The organism is Streptococcus sanguinis, from assembly GCF_900635155.1.
In the GTDB taxonomy this organism is placed as follows: domain Bacteria; phylum Bacillota; class Bacilli; order Lactobacillales; family Streptococcaceae; genus Streptococcus; species Streptococcus sanguinis_G.
This window is the reverse complement of sequence record NZ_LR134002.1, coordinates 496,599-514,917: the sequence shown is the minus strand read 5'-3', so window position 1 is coordinate 514,917 and position 18,319 is coordinate 496,599. Positions and strand designations below refer to the sequence as shown.

The 18,319-nt window shown below is 44.7% G+C and carries 17 protein-coding genes and 1 other RNA gene; 2 read left to right on the top strand and 16 right to left on the bottom strand.

What is annotated here, in order from left to right; all coding sequences use genetic code 11:
• Window positions 1–11 precede the first annotated feature (11 nt).
• From ELZ47_RS02585 to ELZ47_RS02565, 4 genes are all read right to left on the bottom strand, one after another.
• Window positions 12–1,166: a THUMP domain-containing class I SAM-dependent RNA methyltransferase gene (locus ELZ47_RS02585; protein WP_126435190.1), complete on the bottom strand. Its 1,155-nt coding sequence runs from the start codon at window positions 1,164–1,166 to the stop codon at window positions 12–14.
• Between the two features lie 284 nt (window positions 1,167–1,450).
• Window positions 1,451–1,818: RNase P RNA component class B (gene rnpB, locus ELZ47_RS02575), an RNA gene on the bottom strand.
• Between the two features lie 21 nt (window positions 1,819–1,839).
• Window positions 1,840–2,202: a cell division regulator GpsB gene (gene gpsB, locus ELZ47_RS02570; protein WP_050540601.1), complete on the bottom strand. Its 363-nt coding sequence runs from the start codon at window positions 2,200–2,202 to the stop codon at window positions 1,840–1,842.
• Window positions 2,203–2,273: 71 nt separating this feature from the next.
• Window positions 2,274–2,801, bottom strand: coding sequence for a DUF1273 domain-containing protein (locus tag ELZ47_RS02565; RefSeq protein ID WP_048773574.1), 528 nt, complete (start codon window positions 2,799–2,801; stop codon window positions 2,274–2,276).
• A 67-nt stretch (window positions 2,802–2,868) separates the two neighbouring features.
• Here ELZ47_RS02565 and recU point away from each other — a divergent pair, with 67 nt between their 5' ends.
• Window positions 2,869–3,471 carry a Holliday junction resolvase RecU gene (recU, locus tag ELZ47_RS02560; RefSeq protein WP_126435188.1) on the top strand — a complete coding sequence of 201 codons (603 nt, stop codon included), beginning with the start codon at window positions 2,869–2,871 and terminating at the stop codon, window positions 3,469–3,471.
• A complete protein-coding gene (gene pbp1a, locus ELZ47_RS02555) occupies window positions 3,464–5,605 on the top strand; it encodes a penicillin-binding protein PBP1A (RefSeq protein WP_126435186.1) in 2,142 nt (713 codons plus the stop codon). The genes recU and pbp1a overlap by 8 nt, the downstream gene beginning before the upstream one ends.
• Window positions 5,606–5,682: 77 nt before the next feature.
• On the opposite strand, the gene pepC is transcribed toward pbp1a, so the two are convergent.
• The 12 genes from pepC to ftsL all read right to left on the bottom strand — a co-directional run bounded on the left by pepC (window position 5,683) and on the right by ftsL (window position 18,314).
• Window positions 5,683–7,017, bottom strand: coding sequence for an aminopeptidase C (gene pepC, locus ELZ47_RS02550; RefSeq protein ID WP_125331632.1), 1,335 nt, complete (start codon window positions 7,015–7,017; stop codon window positions 5,683–5,685).
• Window positions 7,018–7,095: 78 nt separating this feature from the next.
• On the bottom strand, window positions 7,096–7,656 hold the full coding sequence (locus tag ELZ47_RS02545) for a GNAT family N-acetyltransferase (protein WP_125331634.1): 561 nt from the start codon (window positions 7,654–7,656) through the stop codon (window positions 7,096–7,098).
• A 47-nt stretch (window positions 7,657–7,703) separates the two neighbouring features.
• Window positions 7,704–8,528, bottom strand: a complete 825-nt coding sequence (gene nadE, locus ELZ47_RS02540) for an ammonia-dependent NAD(+) synthetase (protein WP_125331636.1) — start codon at window positions 8,526–8,528, stop codon at window positions 7,704–7,706.
• The gene (locus ELZ47_RS02535) at window positions 8,525–9,985 is read right to left on the bottom strand and encodes a nicotinate phosphoribosyltransferase (RefSeq protein WP_125357071.1); all 1,461 of its coding nucleotides are present in this window, start codon (window positions 9,983–9,985) and stop codon (window positions 8,525–8,527) included. The genes nadE and ELZ47_RS02535 overlap by 4 nt, the downstream gene beginning before the upstream one ends.
• A gap of 107 nt (window positions 9,986–10,092) precedes the next feature.
• A complete protein-coding gene (trxB, locus tag ELZ47_RS02530) occupies window positions 10,093–11,007 on the bottom strand; it encodes a thioredoxin-disulfide reductase (protein ID WP_125357070.1) in 915 nt (304 codons plus the stop codon).
• 65 nt (window positions 11,008–11,072) lie between these two features.
• Complete coding sequence (locus tag ELZ47_RS02525; protein ID WP_002896945.1) at window positions 11,073–11,297, bottom strand: DUF4059 family protein; 225 nt, start codon at window positions 11,295–11,297, stop codon at window positions 11,073–11,075.
• 171 nt (window positions 11,298–11,468) lie between these two features.
• On the bottom strand, window positions 11,469–12,212 hold the full coding sequence (locus ELZ47_RS02520; protein WP_125357069.1) for an amino acid ABC transporter ATP-binding protein: 744 nt from the start codon (window positions 12,210–12,212) through the stop codon (window positions 11,469–11,471).
• A complete protein-coding gene (locus tag ELZ47_RS02515; protein WP_125357068.1) occupies window positions 12,212–13,018 on the bottom strand; it encodes an amino acid ABC transporter permease in 807 nt (268 codons plus the stop codon). Before ELZ47_RS02515 ends, ELZ47_RS02520 begins: the two co-directional genes overlap by 1 nt.
• Before the next feature lie 261 nt (window positions 13,019–13,279).
• Entirely contained in the window at window positions 13,280–14,623 is a 1,344-nt protein-coding gene (locus ELZ47_RS02510; RefSeq protein WP_126435185.1) for a DEAD/DEAH box helicase, read from the bottom strand.
• 104 nt (window positions 14,624–14,727) lie between these two features.
• Window positions 14,728–15,711 carry a phospho-N-acetylmuramoyl-pentapeptide-transferase gene (gene mraY / locus ELZ47_RS02505; protein ID WP_126435184.1) on the bottom strand — a complete coding sequence of 328 codons (984 nt, stop codon included), beginning with the start codon at window positions 15,709–15,711 and terminating at the stop codon, window positions 14,728–14,730.
• Between the two features lies 1 nt (window position 15,712).
• On the bottom strand, window positions 15,713–18,001 hold the full coding sequence (gene pbp2X, locus ELZ47_RS02500) for a penicillin-binding protein PBP2X (protein WP_126435182.1): 2,289 nt from the start codon (window positions 17,999–18,001) through the stop codon (window positions 15,713–15,715).
• Complete coding sequence (gene ftsL / locus ELZ47_RS02495) at window positions 17,991–18,314, bottom strand: cell division protein FtsL (RefSeq protein ID WP_002893529.1); 324 nt, start codon at window positions 18,312–18,314, stop codon at window positions 17,991–17,993. Before ftsL ends, pbp2X begins: the two co-directional genes overlap by 11 nt.
• Window positions 18,315–18,319 lie beyond the last annotated feature (5 nt).

Here is an 18,319-nt window from a genome sequence, read left to right as displayed (position 1 = left end):
GCAAATCCTTTCTAATCTAACTGACGTTTGACCCGCTGGCCAAAATACTGATATAAATCAACTTTTAAAGTACCATTATAAAGTTTGCGTTTTTTATCGGCCTGACTGCCGTATTTGCTTTCAAAAGCTTCATCGCTGGTCAGGATAAATTTGCTCCAGGTTTTGAGCGGAGCAAAGGTTTCTCCCATTTCCTGATAAAGCCTAGTCACAGCCTCATCATCTAGAAGGCGCTCCCCGTATGGTGGATTAGAGATAATCACACCATTGATCTTATCTGTATGCAAATCCTGCAGACGCATCTGCTTAAACTGAATCTTCTCTGCAACTCCTGCTTGCTCAGCGTTTTTTCGAGCTAGCTCTACCATACGGCCATCGATATCCGAGCCAGCAATATCCAGCTGGATGGTCTGATCAATCTGACTGAGTGCAGTCGAGCGAGCCTGGGCTACCAGGTCTTTATCCACCCAATTCCAGTCTTCAAAGGCAAAGGTACGATGGAGTCCTGGCGCTATCTTCATCCCAATCATGGCTGCCTCGATACAAAAAGTACCAGAGCCGCAAGTCGGGTCAATCAAAGGCTTATCTGGATACCAATTGGACAGAAGTAAAATGGCCGCTGCCATATTCTCCTTAATCGGTGCACCGCCCTTATCTGCCCGATAGCCACGTTTGAAGAGGCTGGACCCTGTCGTATCAATCATGACTGTCGCTACATCTTTTAGGATAGAAACCTCTATCCTAAACTCAGCTCCATTTTCCTGCAGGGGCACCCCTTCCGGACGTGCATAATGCTTCTGCAGCTTCTTGACAACTGCCTTTTTAGAAATAGCCTGAACACTAGGCTCGTTGTGAAGTTTTGACTTGACGCATTTAGCCTTGGCAATAGGAAATTTAGCTCCCAGCGGTAGATAATTCTCCCAATCCAGAGCAAAAACTCCCTGAAAGAGCTCTTCGAAAGTCTTAGCTGGAAAACTGCCAACTACAATCTTAATCCGATCGGCCGCGCGCAGCCAGAGATTGGTTTGAATAATGGTACTGACATCACCCTCGAAGCGAACCCGGCCATTTTCGACCTGACAATCAAGCCCCAGCTCTCTGATTTCTCGGCCAACGACAGCTTCTAGCCCTGCCGCTGCGGTCGCAATTAAATTAAATTTTTCTTTCATCTCGGCTTTAAAATGGATTCCAATCTATACAAACAAAGGGAGTGAGACAAAAATCGTGATTTCGTCACATCGATTTTCCTCACTCTCCCTTTTTAAATTTTGGGCTGAGAAGGTTTCGCTACCATTTGTCAGCTAGCTCATTACTTGAAATGTCCATCAGACAAATGAAGCAACAGCTAGTTGGACTTGGCAGAGAATAGAGCGCTCAGCCACTCTCTTGCTATTCTATTATAAAATTTAAAGAGGACAGGACTTGCCGTCCCAGCCTCAGCCTATATGCAATTTTCTGTAAGCCATGTTTTGTTCCGGAAATGACTAGGTACCATTTCCTTCGATAATCATCTGTCTACTGTTTCCAGTCAGAGTGCTATGTTCGCTTCCACGCACTCCATGCCCCGACCAAAGTTTGGGTTGCTAGCTTGAGGGGTTTACCGCGTTCCACTTCTTCTGTTTCCAAAAGAACTACGTCACTGTGGCACTTTCAGACCTAATCAGACATATCCAAAGACTTAGCCCTTTCAGTCGCCGTAACGGAAAAATCCGTCCCTAGGCTTATTTCTTCGCCTAGCACAAACACTACCGGCATCACAGCCAGTGCTAGCATGGACTTTCCTCATGAAAATCTAAAATTTTCACGCGATTATCCAAAAATTGCACTGTTCTATAAGGACCATTATTCACGATCCAAAATTTGTTTCCCGAATACTTCCTTTTCAAGACGGTTCAAGCGCTTCAAGATATCAAAGTTAGTCGCAGAAGTCATCTGTGGGAAGCTTTCTACAGTCGACTGAGTCGCTTGTGTTGATTGGACAGGCTGAGTCGGCTGAACCGGTGCTTTTTCAACCGGCTTCGCAGCTAACTCTTCCTTGAGACGGCGATTTTCCTCGCGCAGCTCCTTTACCAAGGCTGCATAAGTCTCATAATCCTTGATAATATCGTCCAAAAACTCATCTACTTCGGACTTACTATAGCCGCGTACTTCGCGTTTAAAATCCTGATCAAAAATATCTTTTGCTGTAAAAATAATACTTGCCATCTTCTCTCTCCAATCTAGTTTGTCATATTCAATTATAAACAAAATGCACTATAAAAATCAAGATTTATCATCTAATTTCCCGAAAAATTTTCGGCCACTTCATTCAGGTCATCAAATGTTAATTTTTTGATAAAATATTGTTCTTGTTTTTTCATTTCTTGGTAAAGATATTTCAATTTTGTCTCCTGTTCTTCATCGTAAAACAGGTAGGCTCCGTCCGTATTTTGAATGATAAATTGATTGTAATCACGAAACTGACTAGGATTTTGGTAGGTCGGATAAGCATACTTGACGAAATCCGCCTGCTTAAAAGCAGCTAATTTGGCTTGATTGCCTTCGTTCCAATTTTCACCTTGATTCTCAAAGAGAAAGATGGTTGCCGTCTGAAATTCATAGTCCTTTTTCAATTCATTAGCTAGATCCAAAACCCAAGACTCAAAGCCCAGATTGCCCATAAAAACAAGCCAATCCACTCCATCTTCCAAAAAACGGATTAAGTCCCTTTTAGCGGCTTCTTTTATGATGTTTATTCTCATATCTTTTTCCATCGAAATGCCGATTTCAAAGGCTTTGTAGCCTGTTATTAGTAGACTGGTCATTTATTCTCCCTTAAAAAAGTTTTTTGTGGTATAATAGAGTGATGCTATTGTACCAATAAGGAGTTTTATGGTCAACTATCCGCATAAGCTAAAGGCAAAAAGCAGTATCAATAGGCCAGTTTCTGGCATGATTAACTTTGCCAATCGTGGGATGTCTTTTGAAAAGATGATCAACGAATCCAACAGCTACTATCTAAGCAGAGGACTCGCTGTCATCCATAAAAAGCCTACCCCCATTCAGATTGTTAAGGTTGATTATCCGCACCGTAGCCGAGCCAAGATTGTAGAGGCTTACTTTCGACAAGCTTCCACAACAGACTATTCTGGTGTCTACAAGGGCCATTATATTGACTTTGAAGCCAAGGAAACCCGACAGAAAAAATCGATGCCCATGAAAAATTTTCATTCGCATCAGATTGAGCACATGGAGGCTGTCCTTGAGCAAAAGGGCATCTGCTTTGTCTTACTGCATTTTTCCAGCTTAAGGGAGACTTACCTGCTTCCCGCTTCTTATTTAATTGAGTTTTACAAGATCGACAAGGGAGGGAAGTCCATGCCCTTAAGCTATATTCAAGAGCATGGTTATCCGATTGAAATGCAGCAGCTTCCCAGCATCCCTTATCTTGAAATTATCGAACAAAAACTACTAGGTGGTATTATAAATGAATAAACAAACTCTTATGCAGGCTTTAAAATATCTTGCAAGTGCACTTATAACCCTGCTTATGATTGGATTCGTGATTGGCTGTTTGGTATTTACCTACTATGCTGTCAAGGCTCCCAAGCTTTCTGAAAAAGACCTGATCGCAACCACATCCAGTAAGATTTTTGACAGCAATAACAATTTGATTGCGGACCTAGGCGCTGAAAAGCGGGTCAATGCTGAAACAAGTGAAATTCCTACGGATTTGGTTAACGCCATTGTCGCCATCGAAGACCATCGCTTCTTCAATCACCGCGGGGTGGACTTTATTCGGATTGCAGGTGCCCTTATCAGTAACATCCGTGGCGGAGGCCGTCAAGGGGGATCAACTCTGACCCAGCAGTTGATTAAGTTGTCCTATTTCTCAACTTCTTCTTCGGACGCGACCCTTTCACGTAAAATCCAAGAAGCTTGGCTGGCTGCTCAGCTCGAGCGGAAAGCGACCAAGCAGCAAATCTTGACCTATTATGTCAATAAAGTCTACATGTCTAACAGTAACTACGGTATGCAGACAGCAGCCCGAAGCTACTATGGCAAGGATTTAAAAGATTTAAGCTTACACCAAACGGCTCTGCTGGCAGGTATGCCTCAGGCACCGAATCAATACGATCCCTACACCCATCCAGAGGCTGCAACCAATCGCCGTAATCTGGTACTTCGTGAGATGCACGATCTCAAATACATCACAGATGAACAATATGAGCAAGCCAAAAACACACCTGTAACTGACGGACTTCAAAGTCTGAAAGCTTCTACTAGCTACCCAGCTTACATGGATAACTATATTAAAGAAGCAATTGAACAGGTTGAAGAAGAAACTGGTTACAATGTCCTGACAACTGGTATGGAAGTCTATACAAACGTCAACACAGAGGCTCAGCAGAAACTCTGGGATATTTACAATACTGAAGACTATGTAGCTTATCCAGATGATGAAATGCAGGTTGCCTCCACCGTTATGGATGTCCAAACTGGTAAAGTCATTGCCCAACTCGGTGCCCGTCACCAGTCTACCAACGTATCCTTTGGTACCAACCAAGCTGTTGAAACCAACCGTGACTTCGGTTCAACTATGAAGCCAATCACAGATTACGCTCCAGCTCTTGAAAATGAAGTCTATACTTCAACTGCTGCTCCTATCACAGATGCTCCATATAACTTCCCGTATTCCAGCACACCAGTTTATAACTGGGATAAGAAATACTATGGCGGGATGACGATTCAATACGCGATTCAGGAATCCCGTAACGTTCCTGCTGTGAAAACGCTGGAAGCCGTTGGTCTGGATGAATCCCTCAAGTTCCTGAATCGGATAGGGATTAACTATCCTGAAATGTTCTATGTTAATGCCTTTTCAAGTAATACCAGCAAATCCGGCAACGAGTACGGAGCCAGCAGTGAAAAAATGGCTGCTGCCTATGCTGCTTTTGCCAATGGCGGTACTTACTACAAACCTCAGTATGTCAATCGCGTCGTTTTCAGTGACGGAACGGAGAAGACCTTCTCCAACAATGGTTCCAAGGCTATGAAGGAAACGACAGCCTACATGATGACCGATATGATGAAAACAGTCTTGCAGTCTGGTACAGGTACAAACGCTGCCATTTCTGGTGTTTATCAGGCTGGTAAGACTGGAACCTCCAACTATGCTGATGATGAATTAGCCAAACTGACCAAGCCTTACTACTACTCTAGCATTGTCACGCCAGACGAGCTCTTCGTTGGTTACACACCTAAGTATTCAATGGCTGTTTGGACTGGCTACTCTAACCGCCTGACACCAATCCTTGATGACGGGGTTAAGGTTGCAACAGATGTCTACCGCGAAATGATGCTTTACCTAGCTCAAGACGGCTCTGCTTCAGAAGATTGGGAAATGCCAGATGGTCTCTACCGCAGTGGCTCTTATGTCTACCTCAACAGTGGTACCGGCTATAACCGCTACTACAATAATCAACAGTACTATAACTATTCTAGCTATAGCAGTTACAATACAGAATCTAGCTCTGACACATCAGCTTCCAGTGAGCATTCTGGCGATTCAAACAATAGCTCTTCTAGCCACAATGACTCATCTTCCGGTGACGGTGGAAATGACTAGGGTTACGAAGATTAGAATACAAACTAAAAGAGTAAGAATGAAAAATTCTTACTCTTTTCTTATTCTCTCATCAAAGCTTACTTTGCCAAAGCTCCCATGGGATCCCAAGGAGCCAAGACAATAGGCTCTTCTTCATAAGCAGCTAATTCTGCGGCTGTCAAAAACTCTTTACGAACGACGATTTGATAGGTATACTCGTCCATCCAAGCGTCAGAGGCTACGAAATAGCCCTTGTTACCAACCTTTTCACCCCAAGAGTTTTCGACCTTCCATTTCTTAGCCTTACCATTTTCATCCAAGTCTACCCCTGTCAAGACCATGGCGTGGGTCATGAGGCTTTCGCTATAGTCCAAGCGGCCAGCCTTGTCCTGAGTTAGTCCAATATCCATGCTGGCAGTGAAATCGTGCATCCCCTCTGCCATAACACCTTCCTTGCGATTGCTAGACTGACCAACATCCGAGCCAAACCAAACGGTCTCACCAGCCTGCATTTGAGCGATAGCCAGCTCTTTTAGTCGGTCCATTTCAACATTCAAATAACGAACGGGCTTGCTGCCAACGACATTGCCCAACATCTCAACTGAATAGGACCGACCATAAGGCTTGTCTGCAGTCGGCGCATTGATGATAGAAACATAGTCATCTAGCTTTAGATCGACATATTTTTGATAGAAAGTCAGAGGTGTCAATCCGCTCTCGCTATGGAAATGATTGTCCTTATCGCGATAAGAAAAGTCAAACTGGCGAGGCGGCAATCCTAAATTCATAGCTAGAAAGTTAAAGACTTCCTGTAAGAGTTCTTCTTTCTTGGCCTGAAGTTCAGCCGATTCTGCCCCTTCCGCTGCTAATTCTCGCAAAATCTGCGCATCTTGACGCAGGAGTTTATTGAGAATCTGATTGAGCTCGCGACTGTCACTGGAAGAGATTGACTCTGGATAGACCGACTTGGGTACGACCCCGTATTTCTCAAAGAGGGAAACAACCATATCCCACTGACCGCCATCCTGCTGAGGCGTGTCTAAGAGAAACTTGACCTTGCGATTAGTCAATTCTTGGTCAGCTGTCGCCAGCACCTGCTCTAAGAACCAGTTGGATTTTTCATATTTATCCCAAAAGAAGGTATGGGCCTGAGATAGCTCAAAATCTTCCAATTGGAAGTTCGCAATCATCTTGTGGCGGAAAGTATTAAGAGCTGCAAACATCCAACAGCGCCCTGAAGCTTTCTGGTCACTGACCTTATCTTTCGTGAGATCTAGTGAAAAAACTGGTGTATTTTCCACGGCAGCGCTTCGCTTCTCCAAAGAAGTCAAAAGGCCATTGTGACTGATAGCATTTTCCATTGCTGCAAACTTGGGATTGGCCTCATAAGCAGCATACAACTTATCTGTAAAATCTTGTTCTAACGAATGCATAGAATCCTCCTTGTCATTATACATCTATTATAGAACTTTAAAAAAGGAGCGCAAGTAAAAAGGCTGGACAAAAGAGTCCTAGCCTTTTTCTAAATCGGATTTTAGGATTCCATAGACGGAAACATCTTTGACTTGTCCTTTATGAAATACAGCCTGACGGAAAGTGCCCTCGTAGCTCATGCCAGCTTTGGCCATGACACGCCCAGAAGCTGGATTGGCTGTTACAAATTTTGCTGTGACACGATTGAAACCTGCGTCTTGCAAGAGGTTGTTCAAAACAGCTTTCAAAGCTTCTGTCATCAATCCTTGTCCCCAATAGTCTTTACTTAGAATGTAACCGACCTCGCAAGCATTGACTGCCTCATCCATGTCCACCACACTGATGTCCCCGATTACAGAATCAGGATTTTCTTTCAGGCAGATGGCCCACTTGTAAAAATCCATGTTTTGATAATTCTCAACCCAGCGAGCAATAGACTGTTTGGTGACTTCAGGACTCTCGTGAGCATCCCAGGTCACATGCAGCAAATTATCCGGACGAGAAGCCCAGTTGTCATACATAGCTTGAGCATCCGTTTCCAGAAAAGGTCTTAGCAAAAGACGTTTGGTTTCAATGAACTGTGTACCTATCTTTTTCATAACTTCCTCGTTTCTTGGCTCAGACTAAAAAGTTCTGATAGAGATTTTCACTTCCAAAACTCGTCAAAAATTGTAATTGGCAAATGGCGTTTGTGCTGACCTTTATGCCACCAAGATTCGATAGTTTCTTGGGCTTGGGTTGAAACGGACTTACCTTCAAGATAATCATCAATTTCATTATAGGTCACTCCCAGAGCGACTTCATCCGCAATCCCAGGTTTTTCTTCTTCCAAGTCAGCCGTCGGCACCTTTTCATAGAGAGCCGGATCCGCTCCTAAGGCGGCCAAAAGCTGCTTGCCTTGACGCTTATTGAGACGGTAAAGTGGTAAGATATCTGCTCCTCCATCACCAAACTTAGTGAAAAAGGCCGTGACATTTTCTGCTGCATGATCCGTCCCAATGACAGCCCCGCTGTAAGAACCGGCCAGAGCATACTGGGCAATCATACGACTGCGCGCCTTGATATTACCCTTGTTAAAATCAGAGACTTTGGCACCTGTTGCCTCCACAGCCTTTGTCATAGCATCGGCGGATTCCTTGATATTGACTGTCAGACTAACATCAGGCTGGATAAAAGCCAGAGCCTTTTGCGCATCATCTTCATCTGCCTGGACACCATAAGGCAGGCGGACAGCGATAAAGCGATAGCCATCATCTACAGTTTCAGCCCGCATTTCTTCTACAGCCATCTGAGCTAAGCGGCCAGCCAAAGTAGAATCCTGACCACCAGAAATTCCCAGAACATAACTTTTCAAAAAAGGGTGCTTCCTCAGATAGGCCTTGAGAAAGTCTATCGACTTGCGGATTTCTTCCTCCGGATTTATGACTGGTTTGACGCCCAATTGAGCGATGATTTCCTCTTGTAGACTCATTTTTCTGCTCCTGTCTGGTAGGCTTTCTTGCGCATCTGGTCAATTAAGTCCATCTTATCCTGCCAGATATCTCGAGCCAAGTCAACTGGATAATCCTGTGGATTGAGAACCCGCTTGTACTCGTCCCAAAGTTTATCAAATTCCTTACGGGCATAGGCTTGAATTTCGGTCAGACTTAGCTGATCATAGACTAAATTACCTTCTTGGAAAATATCGACCAAAAGCGGTACGGCATCAAAATTTTTGACAGTTTTATTGATATAGGTATAGGTTGGATGGAACATTTCCAGCTCTTCCAAACCATTGACATCAAGGCCATCATAGGTAATGTAGTCTCCTTCGGACTTCCCTTTTTCACGACTGGTAATACGCCAAACCTGCTTCTTGCCTGGAGTAGAAACTTTTTCAGCATTATTGGACAGCTTGATGGTATTGCGCAATTCTCCATTCTCATCTTCAATAGCTACAATCTTATAAACTGCTCCTAAAGCCGGCTGGTCATAGGCTGTAATCAACTTGGTACCCACGCCCCAGACATCAATCTTAGCCTTTTGCATTTTCAAGTTGAGAATGGTATTTTCATCCAAATCATTGGACGCATAAATCTTAGCATCAGGGAAGCCAGCTTCATCTAATTGCTGCCGAACTTTCTTAGAAATATAGGCAAGGTCTCCCGAATCAATGCGGACACCCAGAAACTTAATCTTGTCTCCTAGCTCACGCGCCACCCGAATGGCTGCCGGAACGCCTAGGCGCAATGTATCGTAGGTATCTACTAAGAAAACACAGTTACGATGAGTCTCAGCATAAGCTTTAAAGGCCTCATAATCATTTCCATAGACTTGAACGAGAGCATGAGCATGCGTTCCCAAGACTGGAATATCAAAGAGCTTTCCAGCCCGAACATTGCTGGTTCCGTTAGCTCCGCCAATCACAGCAGCCCTAGTCCCCCAAATAGCAGCATCCATTTCCTGGGCCCGGCGTGTACCGAACTCCATCAGAGGTTCATCTTCGATGACAGAGCGGATACGGGCTGCCTTGGTGGCAATCAGCGTCTGAAAATTAACGATATTGAGAATAGCAGTCTCAACAAGCTGACACTGAGCCAGTGGACCTTCCACCTGCACGATTGGCTCATTGGCAAAAACCAAATCACCTTCCTGAACAGACCTTACGGTCAGGCTCATCTTGAGATTTCGCAAATAATCCAGAAACTCTCCGTGATAGCCCAGGGTTTGCAAATAATCTAAATCGCTCTGGCTGAACGTCAGATTATTGAGATAGGAAATAATTCTTTCCAAGCCCGCAAAGACCGCGTAGCCGTTATTAAAAGGATTCTTACGGAAAAAAACTTCAAAAACCGCATGCTTGTTGTGAATATTTTGCTTGAAATAAACCTGCATCATGTTGATTTGGTACAAATCAGTGTGTAGAGTTAAACTATCATCTGGGTACATCTTCTTGCTCCTTTACGCTAGATACCTTTTATTATATCATAATTCCAAAAAAGCTAAGCAAATCCTGTCAACTCACTTGAATAGACACACTTGCTTAGCTTATATTTTTATGCTTGCTCTGTAAGATATTTGTAGGCTTCCTGACTGGCAATGGCACCATCACCAACAGCTGTCGTAATCTGGCGCAGGTCTTTCTGGCGAACATCACCAACAGCGTAAATACCGGCTACTGACGTTTTCATCTGATGATCCGTCAGAATCCAGCCAGCCTCATCAGTAATGCCCAAATCCTTAGCAAATTCACTAACCGGATCCAGACCGACATAAATGAAGATGCCACCAAACTCTGCCTGACTAAGCTCACCCGTCTTGACATTCTTAAAGGTTACGCCAGTAACCTTACGCTCATCACCATGGATGCTTTCCACTACAGAATCCCAGACAAAGCGAATCTTTTCGTTGGCAAAGGCGCGATCCTGCAGAACTTTTTGTGCTCGCAGCTCATCGCGACGGTGAACGATGGTCACACTTTTTGCAAAGCGCGTCAGGAAAATAGCTTCCTCTACCGCTGAGTCGCCACCACCGACAACCAGCAAATCTTCATCACGGAAGAAGGCACCGTCACAGACCGCACAATAGGAAACCCCGCGGCTGTTGAAGTCTTCCTCACCAGGAACTCCCAGATGACGATGATTAGCGCCAGAAGCAATGATGACCGTTTTAGCTTCAAAACGCTCATCTTCTGTGATGATTTCCTTGAAATCGCCTCGGTCTTCAATTTTTTCTACTAGGCCAAAGAGATGTTCAACACCCAGATTCTCCAGAGGCTCAAACATTTTCTCTGCTAGCTCAGGACCACTGATATTGGCATAGCCTGGATAGTTTTCAATGTCAGCTGTATTGTTCATCTGACCGCCAGGAATACCACGCTCCAGCAGGGCAACTTTTAGGTTACTGCGGGCTGCATAGAGGGCAGCTGTCATGCCGGCAGGCCCAGCTCCAATAATAATTGTATCGTACATAACTCTTCTTTCTCCTTGTTGTAACTAGAATTATTCTAACAACTTTTTTACAGTTTTACAAGCATTTAAGCTTTTAGGACAATGAGCAAGCCAAGCGTCGCAAAAGACAGGACTGGAATCGTCATAATGACAATCAGAAGGACATCGTACAGATGACTCTGGCGCTCCTTAGCCGTCTTGTCCTTGCGGCGAATCATCCGCAGTCCAATCCATAAACCCGCAATGATCCCTACACCGACTGCAGTATAAATCAGACTCTCGATATAAAGTGCAAATATTTGATCTAACATGTCAACTCCTCAAAGGTCAATCAGCCTCGTAGTGCAAAGAAAGGTAACAACTCCAAATCTAACCGTCAGCATAAAACACCAACTAGATAAGAAAGTCTGCTCCACAGTATGCTAAGACTGAAAACAAACTCAGCTGGTCTAGCCAACTGAGCCTTCACTGTCTCTATTATATCAAATATAGGTCCGTTTGTAACTAGCAAAAAATTCCTTGGTTCTTTCTTCCTTTGGATGATGGATAATCTCATCTGGTGTCCCAGACTCTATGATTTTCCCCTTGTCCAAAAAGAGTACCCTGTCAGCCACCTGAGCGACAAAGGACATATCATGACTGACCAGAATCATTGTTTGGCCAGACTTGGCTGCATCAGCGATTGATTTTTCTACTTCTCCGACTAACTCAGGATCCAAGGCTGAGGTCGGCTCGTCTAGCAAAAGAACATCTGGCTTCATAGCTAAAGCCCTTGCCAAAGCCACCCGCTGCTTCTGACCGCCTGACAGATGTCTAGGATAGTGATTTTCTCGGTCTGACAAGCCAACCTTTGCTAACTCTTCCTTGGCTAGCTTAGTCGCTTCTTGGTCTGACAATTTCTTAACTACCAGTAGACCTTCCTTAACATTTTCCAGAGCTGTCCGACGAGAAAAGAGGTTGAACTGCTGAAAGACCATGGCTAGCTTGCGGCGCAGCAGCAAGATCTCATCTTTGGAAATCCTTGAAAAATCCACTTTGAAGCCGTCGATAGCAATCTTTCCGCTATCTGGCTGTTCCAGATAGTTGAGGCTGCGGAGAAAGGTTGACTTCCCAGCACCAGAAGAGCCAATCAAAGCTACCACTTCGCCTTTTTGAATATCCAAACTGAGATCATCCAGAACCTTTTGACCTGAAAAAGTCTTACTTAAATGTGAAATATTAATCATCAGATTCCTTCTCCTTCTGCTTGCTGAAGCGATTCAAATTTATCCGGCTGCTTGATATCCATCATCTTTTCAATCCAGCGACCAAGCTGCTCAATGAGAATATTGACAGCCCAATAAATCAGGGACACCGAGATAAAACGCTCAAAATAACGGTAGTCTGCCCCTGCGATAGCCTGCGCCTTGGCAAAAATTTCCACTACACCAGCACTAAAGGCCAGAGAAGTCCCCTTGGTCAAGCCAATCAGGGAATTAATCAGACTAGGAGTCGCTACCACTGCTGCATTGGGGATAATGACACGCATATAAACCTGCTTGTTGGTCATCCCTAAGCTGCGAGCAGCCTCAATTTCTCCCGGATCTACGGACAAGATTGCTGCCCGGATGGTCTCACTTGCATAAGCCGCTTCGTTGAAAGCGAAGGCAACAATCGCAAAGACAGACGCTGGAATCTCGTTGATATTAAAGTTTGTGCCATATTTCTGATTGATGGCCTTGAGCAATAAAGGAATCCCAAAATAGGTCAGCATGAGCTGGACCAGCAGAGGCGTTCCTCTCAGAAAACTGACAAAGAAAGCCTGAATCGGATACAGGACTTTAACCCGATTAATCTTGACGACAGCAAAAACCATGGCAAGCATAATACCAAAGACTGCACCGCCCACCGTCAAAAGAAGGGTGATTGGCAGATTTTGCAAAATGCCCGGAATGGCCTCAAAAACGGCCCTTAAACTAAATAATTTACCATCTGGAATGATCTTGAGAAACTCCTCATACCAACCAGTTGTCAGAAGATAAGTTGTAACCACTGTTATTACTTCCTTTTCTTGATAATGAAATATTTTAACACAATTCTGGAACAAAACAAAGAATTTGCTCCGCTTTGACTAGCAAGCTACGGCCTTTTTGACAATTAAAATATGAGTAGTATGTGCAAATATCCTGTAGCCAAATACCAAATAGACCGCACTAAGCCCAATATAAAAATAGACTAGTTTCACTAGTCTATCATATCTATCTCACAAAGACTAATATATTTTTCTTATCACAGCGATAAGAAAAGTATATCACTAAAAGGTTTGCCGCTTAGCCTTACGCTCTGCCCGACCACGTGCACGATTCTCTGCTCGCTTAGTCTTGCGGCGCTTTTCGTTCACCGCCCACTGGATTTTTTTCTTGTAGCCTGGTTTGATTTTTTTCTTTTTCTTCTTGACCAGCCCCAGCATTTCCGTATCCAGCTTCTCCCGGCTCTTTTCCCGATTGGCCCGACGGTCTCGGTCGTAGGTATCCTGGAATTCGTCATCTTTTATCATCTTGGGAATGAACTTAATCCCCATTTTTTCCAACTCCCGAATATCTGAGTCGTCGCTCGGCTGGTAGAGGGTAATGGCTGTGCCGAGAAGACCATTACGGCCGGTGCGGCCTACCCGATGGACAAAGAAAGACAAGTCCTGAGGAATGGCATCGTTGATAACATGGCTAACACCTTCGATATCAATCCCCCTCGCTGCCAAGTCAGTAGCGACAATGTACTCAAAATCCAGATTCTTAACCTGATTCATGATACGCTTGCGCTCCCGCGGAGCAATATCTCCATGAATTTTAGCAACTTTGAGCCCTTGAGCTGTCAGATAGCTGTGCAGCTCGTCTGCCCTCGTCTTGGTATTAACGAAAATCATAGCCAGATAAGGCTGCAGGAGCTGACTGATTTGATAAATCTGAGCATTCTTGTCTCGTCCCTTGGTTGATAGGAGCCAGTTTTCAATGGTGTCCGCAATGACCGTCTTGGTCTTAATCTGCTCAATAACTGGATTAGACAGGTATTTTTTCAAAAAAGGCTGAAGCTTCTGTGGAATAGTCGCTGAAAAAACGAGAAACTGCAGGTCTTTTGGCAGCCGGCCTGCAATCTTATCAACTGTCGCCAAAAAGCCCATGTCCAGTGTCATATCTGCCTCGTCAACGACAAAGGTCTTGGCCTTGTGAATGGCCAAGTCGCCAGACTCTACCAAGTCATAAATCCGCCCAGGCGTTCCGATGACGATATGAGGCTGACTGGACTCTAACTTCCCAATCTGACGAGCCTTGTCAGTCCCACCGACATAATTGGCCACCCGAATCTCTTTTTCAGAAAAGCTAGCTAACTGCCGAGCCGCCTGATAAATCTGCGCTGCCAGCTCTCGACTTGGGGCTGTAATAACAGCCTGCACGCTGTCTGCTTCCTCATCCAGCATTTGAAAGATGGGCAGCAAAAACGTGTGGGTCTTCCCAGAGCCTGTCTTGGACTCACCGACCAAATCCCGACCTGACAATACCACAGGAATCAGCTTCTCTTGAACGGTAGTCGCTTCAACGAAGTTCAAATCCCTGAGCGCCTCCTGAATATATTCTTTAAACTTAAATTCTGTAAATTTCATATTGTCCTCTATTCTATTATCCTAACTATTATACCAAAAAAATAACCATCCTGCTTACCCTCAAATCTAAGAAGCAGAAAAGCGAGCCAGAGACTCGCTTCTTGCTATAGATATAGGATAGCCAGGGTCAAGAGACTGCCCACGATACCGATTCCCCAGAAGAAGAAATCGACCTTCCACTCGCTCCACTCCTTGCCGTGGCCAGTTAGGCCACCCAGCTCAAAGTGATGATGAACTGGAGTCATCCGGAAAATCCGCTTGCCACCAGTTAACTTGAAGTAGGTCACCTGCATCATGACAGAAGTCGTCTCAAATACATAGACAATACCAATCAAAAGCAGGGTCCATTCTTGGTGAAGGGAAATAGAGATAGCAGCCAGCATACCGCCCAAAGCCAAGCTTCCTACATCTCCCATGAAAATCTTAGCGGGCTTGTGGTTAAAGACAAAGAAGCCTAGCAAGCCGCCAATCATGCTAATGATGACAATCAGAATATCAAAACGCTTCTGCTCAACAGCAATCACAGCATAAGCCACCAAGCTAATGACTACAGAAATGCTGGCCAAACCATCAATTCCATCCGTCAGATTGACAGCATTGGAGAAGCCAATCAGCCAAAAAAGTACGAAAAAGATATAAAGGAAGCCCAGATGGACAGGAACGGTGAAGACATTCAGCTGGTCGCCAGCTCCGTGCTGATTGTAAAAGAAGTAAAAGACAACTCCACCGACCAGCTGCAGAAACAATTTCTGCTTGGGATTTAGACCCTCGTTGATCTTACGAAACACCTTGAGAAAGTCGTCCAAAAAGCCGACAACACCATACAGGACCAAGATAAAAAGAATCATGATCAAGCCGTTGGACAGCTGATGCGAAATCAAACCTATAACAAAGCTGGCCAGAACGGATGTCAAGAGAAAGACTGTACCACCCATGGTTGGCGTTCCAGCCTTGGCCTGATGCTGCTTAACATCTTCGTGCATTTGTTGGCCTGTGATACGAGCCTTATGGTAAAAACGAATAAAGGCAGGAATGCCGATGATAGTTAGGATAAAAGTTACGATTCCTGCAATAAGAGCAATAAGCATATTAGTCTCCCATTGTAATTGTTATTTTCTTGAGATTTTTCAGCGAAGTATTGGTCTTTTCGCTCTGCTTGACGACCTTGGAGCCCTCTCCTTTGAAAGTGACTTCGATGTCCTGCCACTTGGCAAAACGTTCGACATTGGCCTTGGTCCAGCCGTACATATCAGGCAGACTGTCTAAATCATCTGACAAGATTAAAACCTGTTGGTTGGCCTTAAGATTTTTGCCCTCTTTGACAGATACTTTTTTAATCTTGCCACCTGTTCCCAGCACAATTGGCTGGACTAGGTTGCGACGCAATTCATCTGCCAGACCGCCAGGACTGATTTGATGTTTCAGACCTAGTTGCTTGGTCAGTTTTTCTACGGACGGCATTTTATAACTGGTTTCTTCAGTGACTGTTTCAAGAGCTGGAGTTGCCTCCGTTGTCAGATTAAGGCTGTCTTTGAGAGCGACTGCTTCTTCCAAGACCGGATTGACCACTTCCTGCCAGAATATTGGCTGGAATTTTTCCTCAGGCTGCTGAACAGTCACATACATGATAAATTCAGGATTTTCTGCCGGCGTCATGGCAACAACTGAATAGATATAGTCATTCTCACCCTCTAGATAACCATTTTCAGAAGCGATCTGAGCGGTCCCTGACTTAACAGCTACATTCTGACCAGCCACTTGAATAACAGGCTCGCCACCAACATTCAGGGTTCCTTTGTAGGGGTCTGTTCCGACCTGAACCATATAATCCCGAGTGGTTTGAGCTGCTTTTTCTGAGACAGGATTTCCGATAATTTCCGTCGCAGTCTTACGAGCTGTATTGGTTTTAGGATCATGGATAGCATTGATAAACTTAGGCTCCACCATGACACCATCATTGGCTACGGATGAGAAAGCCCGCAGCATCTGCACCTGTGTCACACCAATCCCTTGACCGAAGGAGCTCATGGCAATCGTTACATAGTTATCACCTGGCAGGGAGCCATAGGTTTCATTCCCCATTCCAAAGCGGGTCGGCAGACCAAACTTAAACTTACTTAAGTAGTCTAGCCACTTGTCATTGCCCATCTTCTGCTCCAGAATGGTCATACCGACGTTACTGGAATAGGTAAATCCTTGGGCAAAGGTCAAGGTCTCCCCTTCTGAAATCCCCATGTTGACGTTCCAGTCCCGAATGGTCGCATCCATGACCTTGTACTCTCTACTGTCATAGGTATCGTTAGGATTAAAGCTACCATTATCAATAGCTGAAGCCAGAGTCATGACCTTCATGGTAGATCCAGGCTCATACTGACCTTGATAGAGCATCGTGTTCCAGTTGCCCAGATTCTTCTCATTCAAGCCTTCCTTGGTATCTGCATTATAGGTCGGCCTTTGAGAAGTGGCTAGGATTTCACCGGTCTTGGCACTGACCAAGGTTGCATTGACAAACTTGCCTTTGACTTTTTCCTGGAAGGCGTTCATCCGCGTTTCCAGGTATGTTTGCAAATCAGCCGACAGCGTTGTATAGACATCCTTACCATCCTCTGCCTGTACAGAGACCTTTTCTGACCCAGGCACAACATTACCATTTCGGTCTTTTTCGTAGGTCACAATCCCATTCTGACCAGCAAGAACCCTATCCAGAGCCTGCTCCATGCCAGAAGTCCCTTTCAGCGTCTTATTACCTTCCTTATCCTCTTGCAGCTGAGCAAGACCAATAAACTGGGAGGCAAACACGCCGTTATTATAACTGCGGTTAGGACTGGTAGTAAAGTCAATCCCTTCAATACCAGCAGCTTCAAAGGCTTCCCGCATAGCATTCATATTACTGTAGGTAATGCCATTGCCCTGTGCCCCGAAGGAAACCTGCTTGAGATTTTTCTGCGACAGCTGGGTTTTGACGTAGTCCTTATCCAGCTCTAGGTATTGATTGAAAATCTCTGCCACCTTATCATACTGGGATTCTTCTACGTAGAGAATCTTGCCAGTAGCTGACTTGTAACTCTTGTCAATAATGGCATAGACATTATAGGTCGTGGCATCCTCTGCAATGGGAACTCCATTTCGGTCATAGATTGTTCCCCGCCGGGCAGCGACTGTGACCGTCTTTTGATGGACTACTTCTGCACCCTTTGATAGATTAACCCCGAACTTCTGGTCTGTCCCGATAATGATGGCAAAATTAATCAAGAAAACGAAAAAGAGAAAGATAGCTAAGATGCTCATGCTCTTTCCCACTTGCCGCCGATTGTATTCAGGGGTTTGCCTATTTTTCAGGGCGTATTTTTTAATTCTTTCAAAAATTCTATTCTTCATCCGTTGAACTCACTGTTTTACGATTTCCCTTCTGGAGTTTCATATCCTGAGAGCTGGCTAACTGAGACAGCCTTTCATAGCGGGTCAGTTCATTGACTTCCTGCTTGATATCGGCCAGCTCTGTCTGCTCCGCTTCAATCTGTGTATTGACTTCTGTCAAATCCCGATCTACCTGCAATAGCTTGGTCTGCATAAAGACGATGCTGACTGCTAAAATAATGGCAGTCAAAACGATAGAGCCGTAAAAGGCCTTCTCAACTCGGGAAAATTTTCGCATCTGATCTTGAAGCGGGTTTGGTCTTTTTTCTGACATTTCTT

Excerpts from the sequence above, each read along its gene's own strand:
- ELZ47_RS02585 (WP_126435190.1), bottom strand. The coding sequence starts at position 1,166 with ATGAAAGAAAAATTTAATTTAATTGCGACCGCAGCGGCAGGGCTAGAA.
- gpsB (WP_050540601.1), bottom strand. The coding sequence starts at position 2,202 with ATGGCAAGTATTATTTTTACAGCAAAAGATATTTTTGATCAGGATTTT.
- ELZ47_RS02565 (WP_048773574.1), bottom strand. The coding sequence starts at position 2,801 with ATGACCAGTCTACTAATAACAGGCTACAAAGCCTTTGAAATCGGCATT.
- recU (WP_126435188.1), top strand. The coding sequence starts at position 2,869 with ATGGTCAACTATCCGCATAAGCTAAAGGCAAAAAGCAGTATCAATAGG.
- pbp1a (WP_126435186.1), top strand. The coding sequence starts at position 3,464 with ATGAATAAACAAACTCTTATGCAGGCTTTAAAATATCTTGCAAGTGCA.
- pepC (WP_125331632.1), bottom strand. The coding sequence starts at position 7,017 with ATGCATTCGTTAGAACAAGATTTTACAGATAAGTTGTATGCTGCTTAT.
- ELZ47_RS02545 (WP_125331634.1), bottom strand. The coding sequence starts at position 7,656 with ATGAAAAAGATAGGTACACAGTTCATTGAAACCAAACGTCTTTTGCTA.
- nadE (WP_125331636.1), bottom strand. The coding sequence starts at position 8,528 with ATGAGTCTACAAGAGGAAATCATCGCTCAATTGGGCGTCAAACCAGTC.
- ELZ47_RS02535 (WP_125357071.1), bottom strand. The coding sequence starts at position 9,985 with ATGTACCCAGATGATAGTTTAACTCTACACACTGATTTGTACCAAATC.
- trxB (WP_125357070.1), bottom strand. The coding sequence starts at position 11,007 with ATGTACGATACAATTATTATTGGAGCTGGGCCTGCCGGCATGACAGCT.
- ELZ47_RS02525 (WP_002896945.1), bottom strand. The coding sequence starts at position 11,297 with ATGTTAGATCAAATATTTGCACTTTATATCGAGAGTCTGATTTATACT.
- ELZ47_RS02520 (WP_125357069.1), bottom strand. The coding sequence starts at position 12,212 with ATGATTAATATTTCACATTTAAGTAAGACTTTTTCAGGTCAAAAGGTT.
- ELZ47_RS02510 (WP_126435185.1), bottom strand. The coding sequence starts at position 14,623 with ATGAAATTTACAGAATTTAAGTTTAAAGAATATATTCAGGAGGCGCTC.
- mraY (WP_126435184.1), bottom strand. The coding sequence starts at position 15,711 with ATGCTTATTGCTCTTATTGCAGGAATCGTAACTTTTATCCTAACTATC.
- pbp2X (WP_126435182.1), bottom strand. The coding sequence starts at position 18,001 with ATGAAGAATAGAATTTTTGAAAGAATTAAAAAATACGCCCTGAAAAAT.
- ftsL (WP_002893529.1), bottom strand. The coding sequence starts at position 18,314 with ATGTCAGAAAAAAGACCAAACCCGCTTCAAGATCAGATGCGAAAATTT.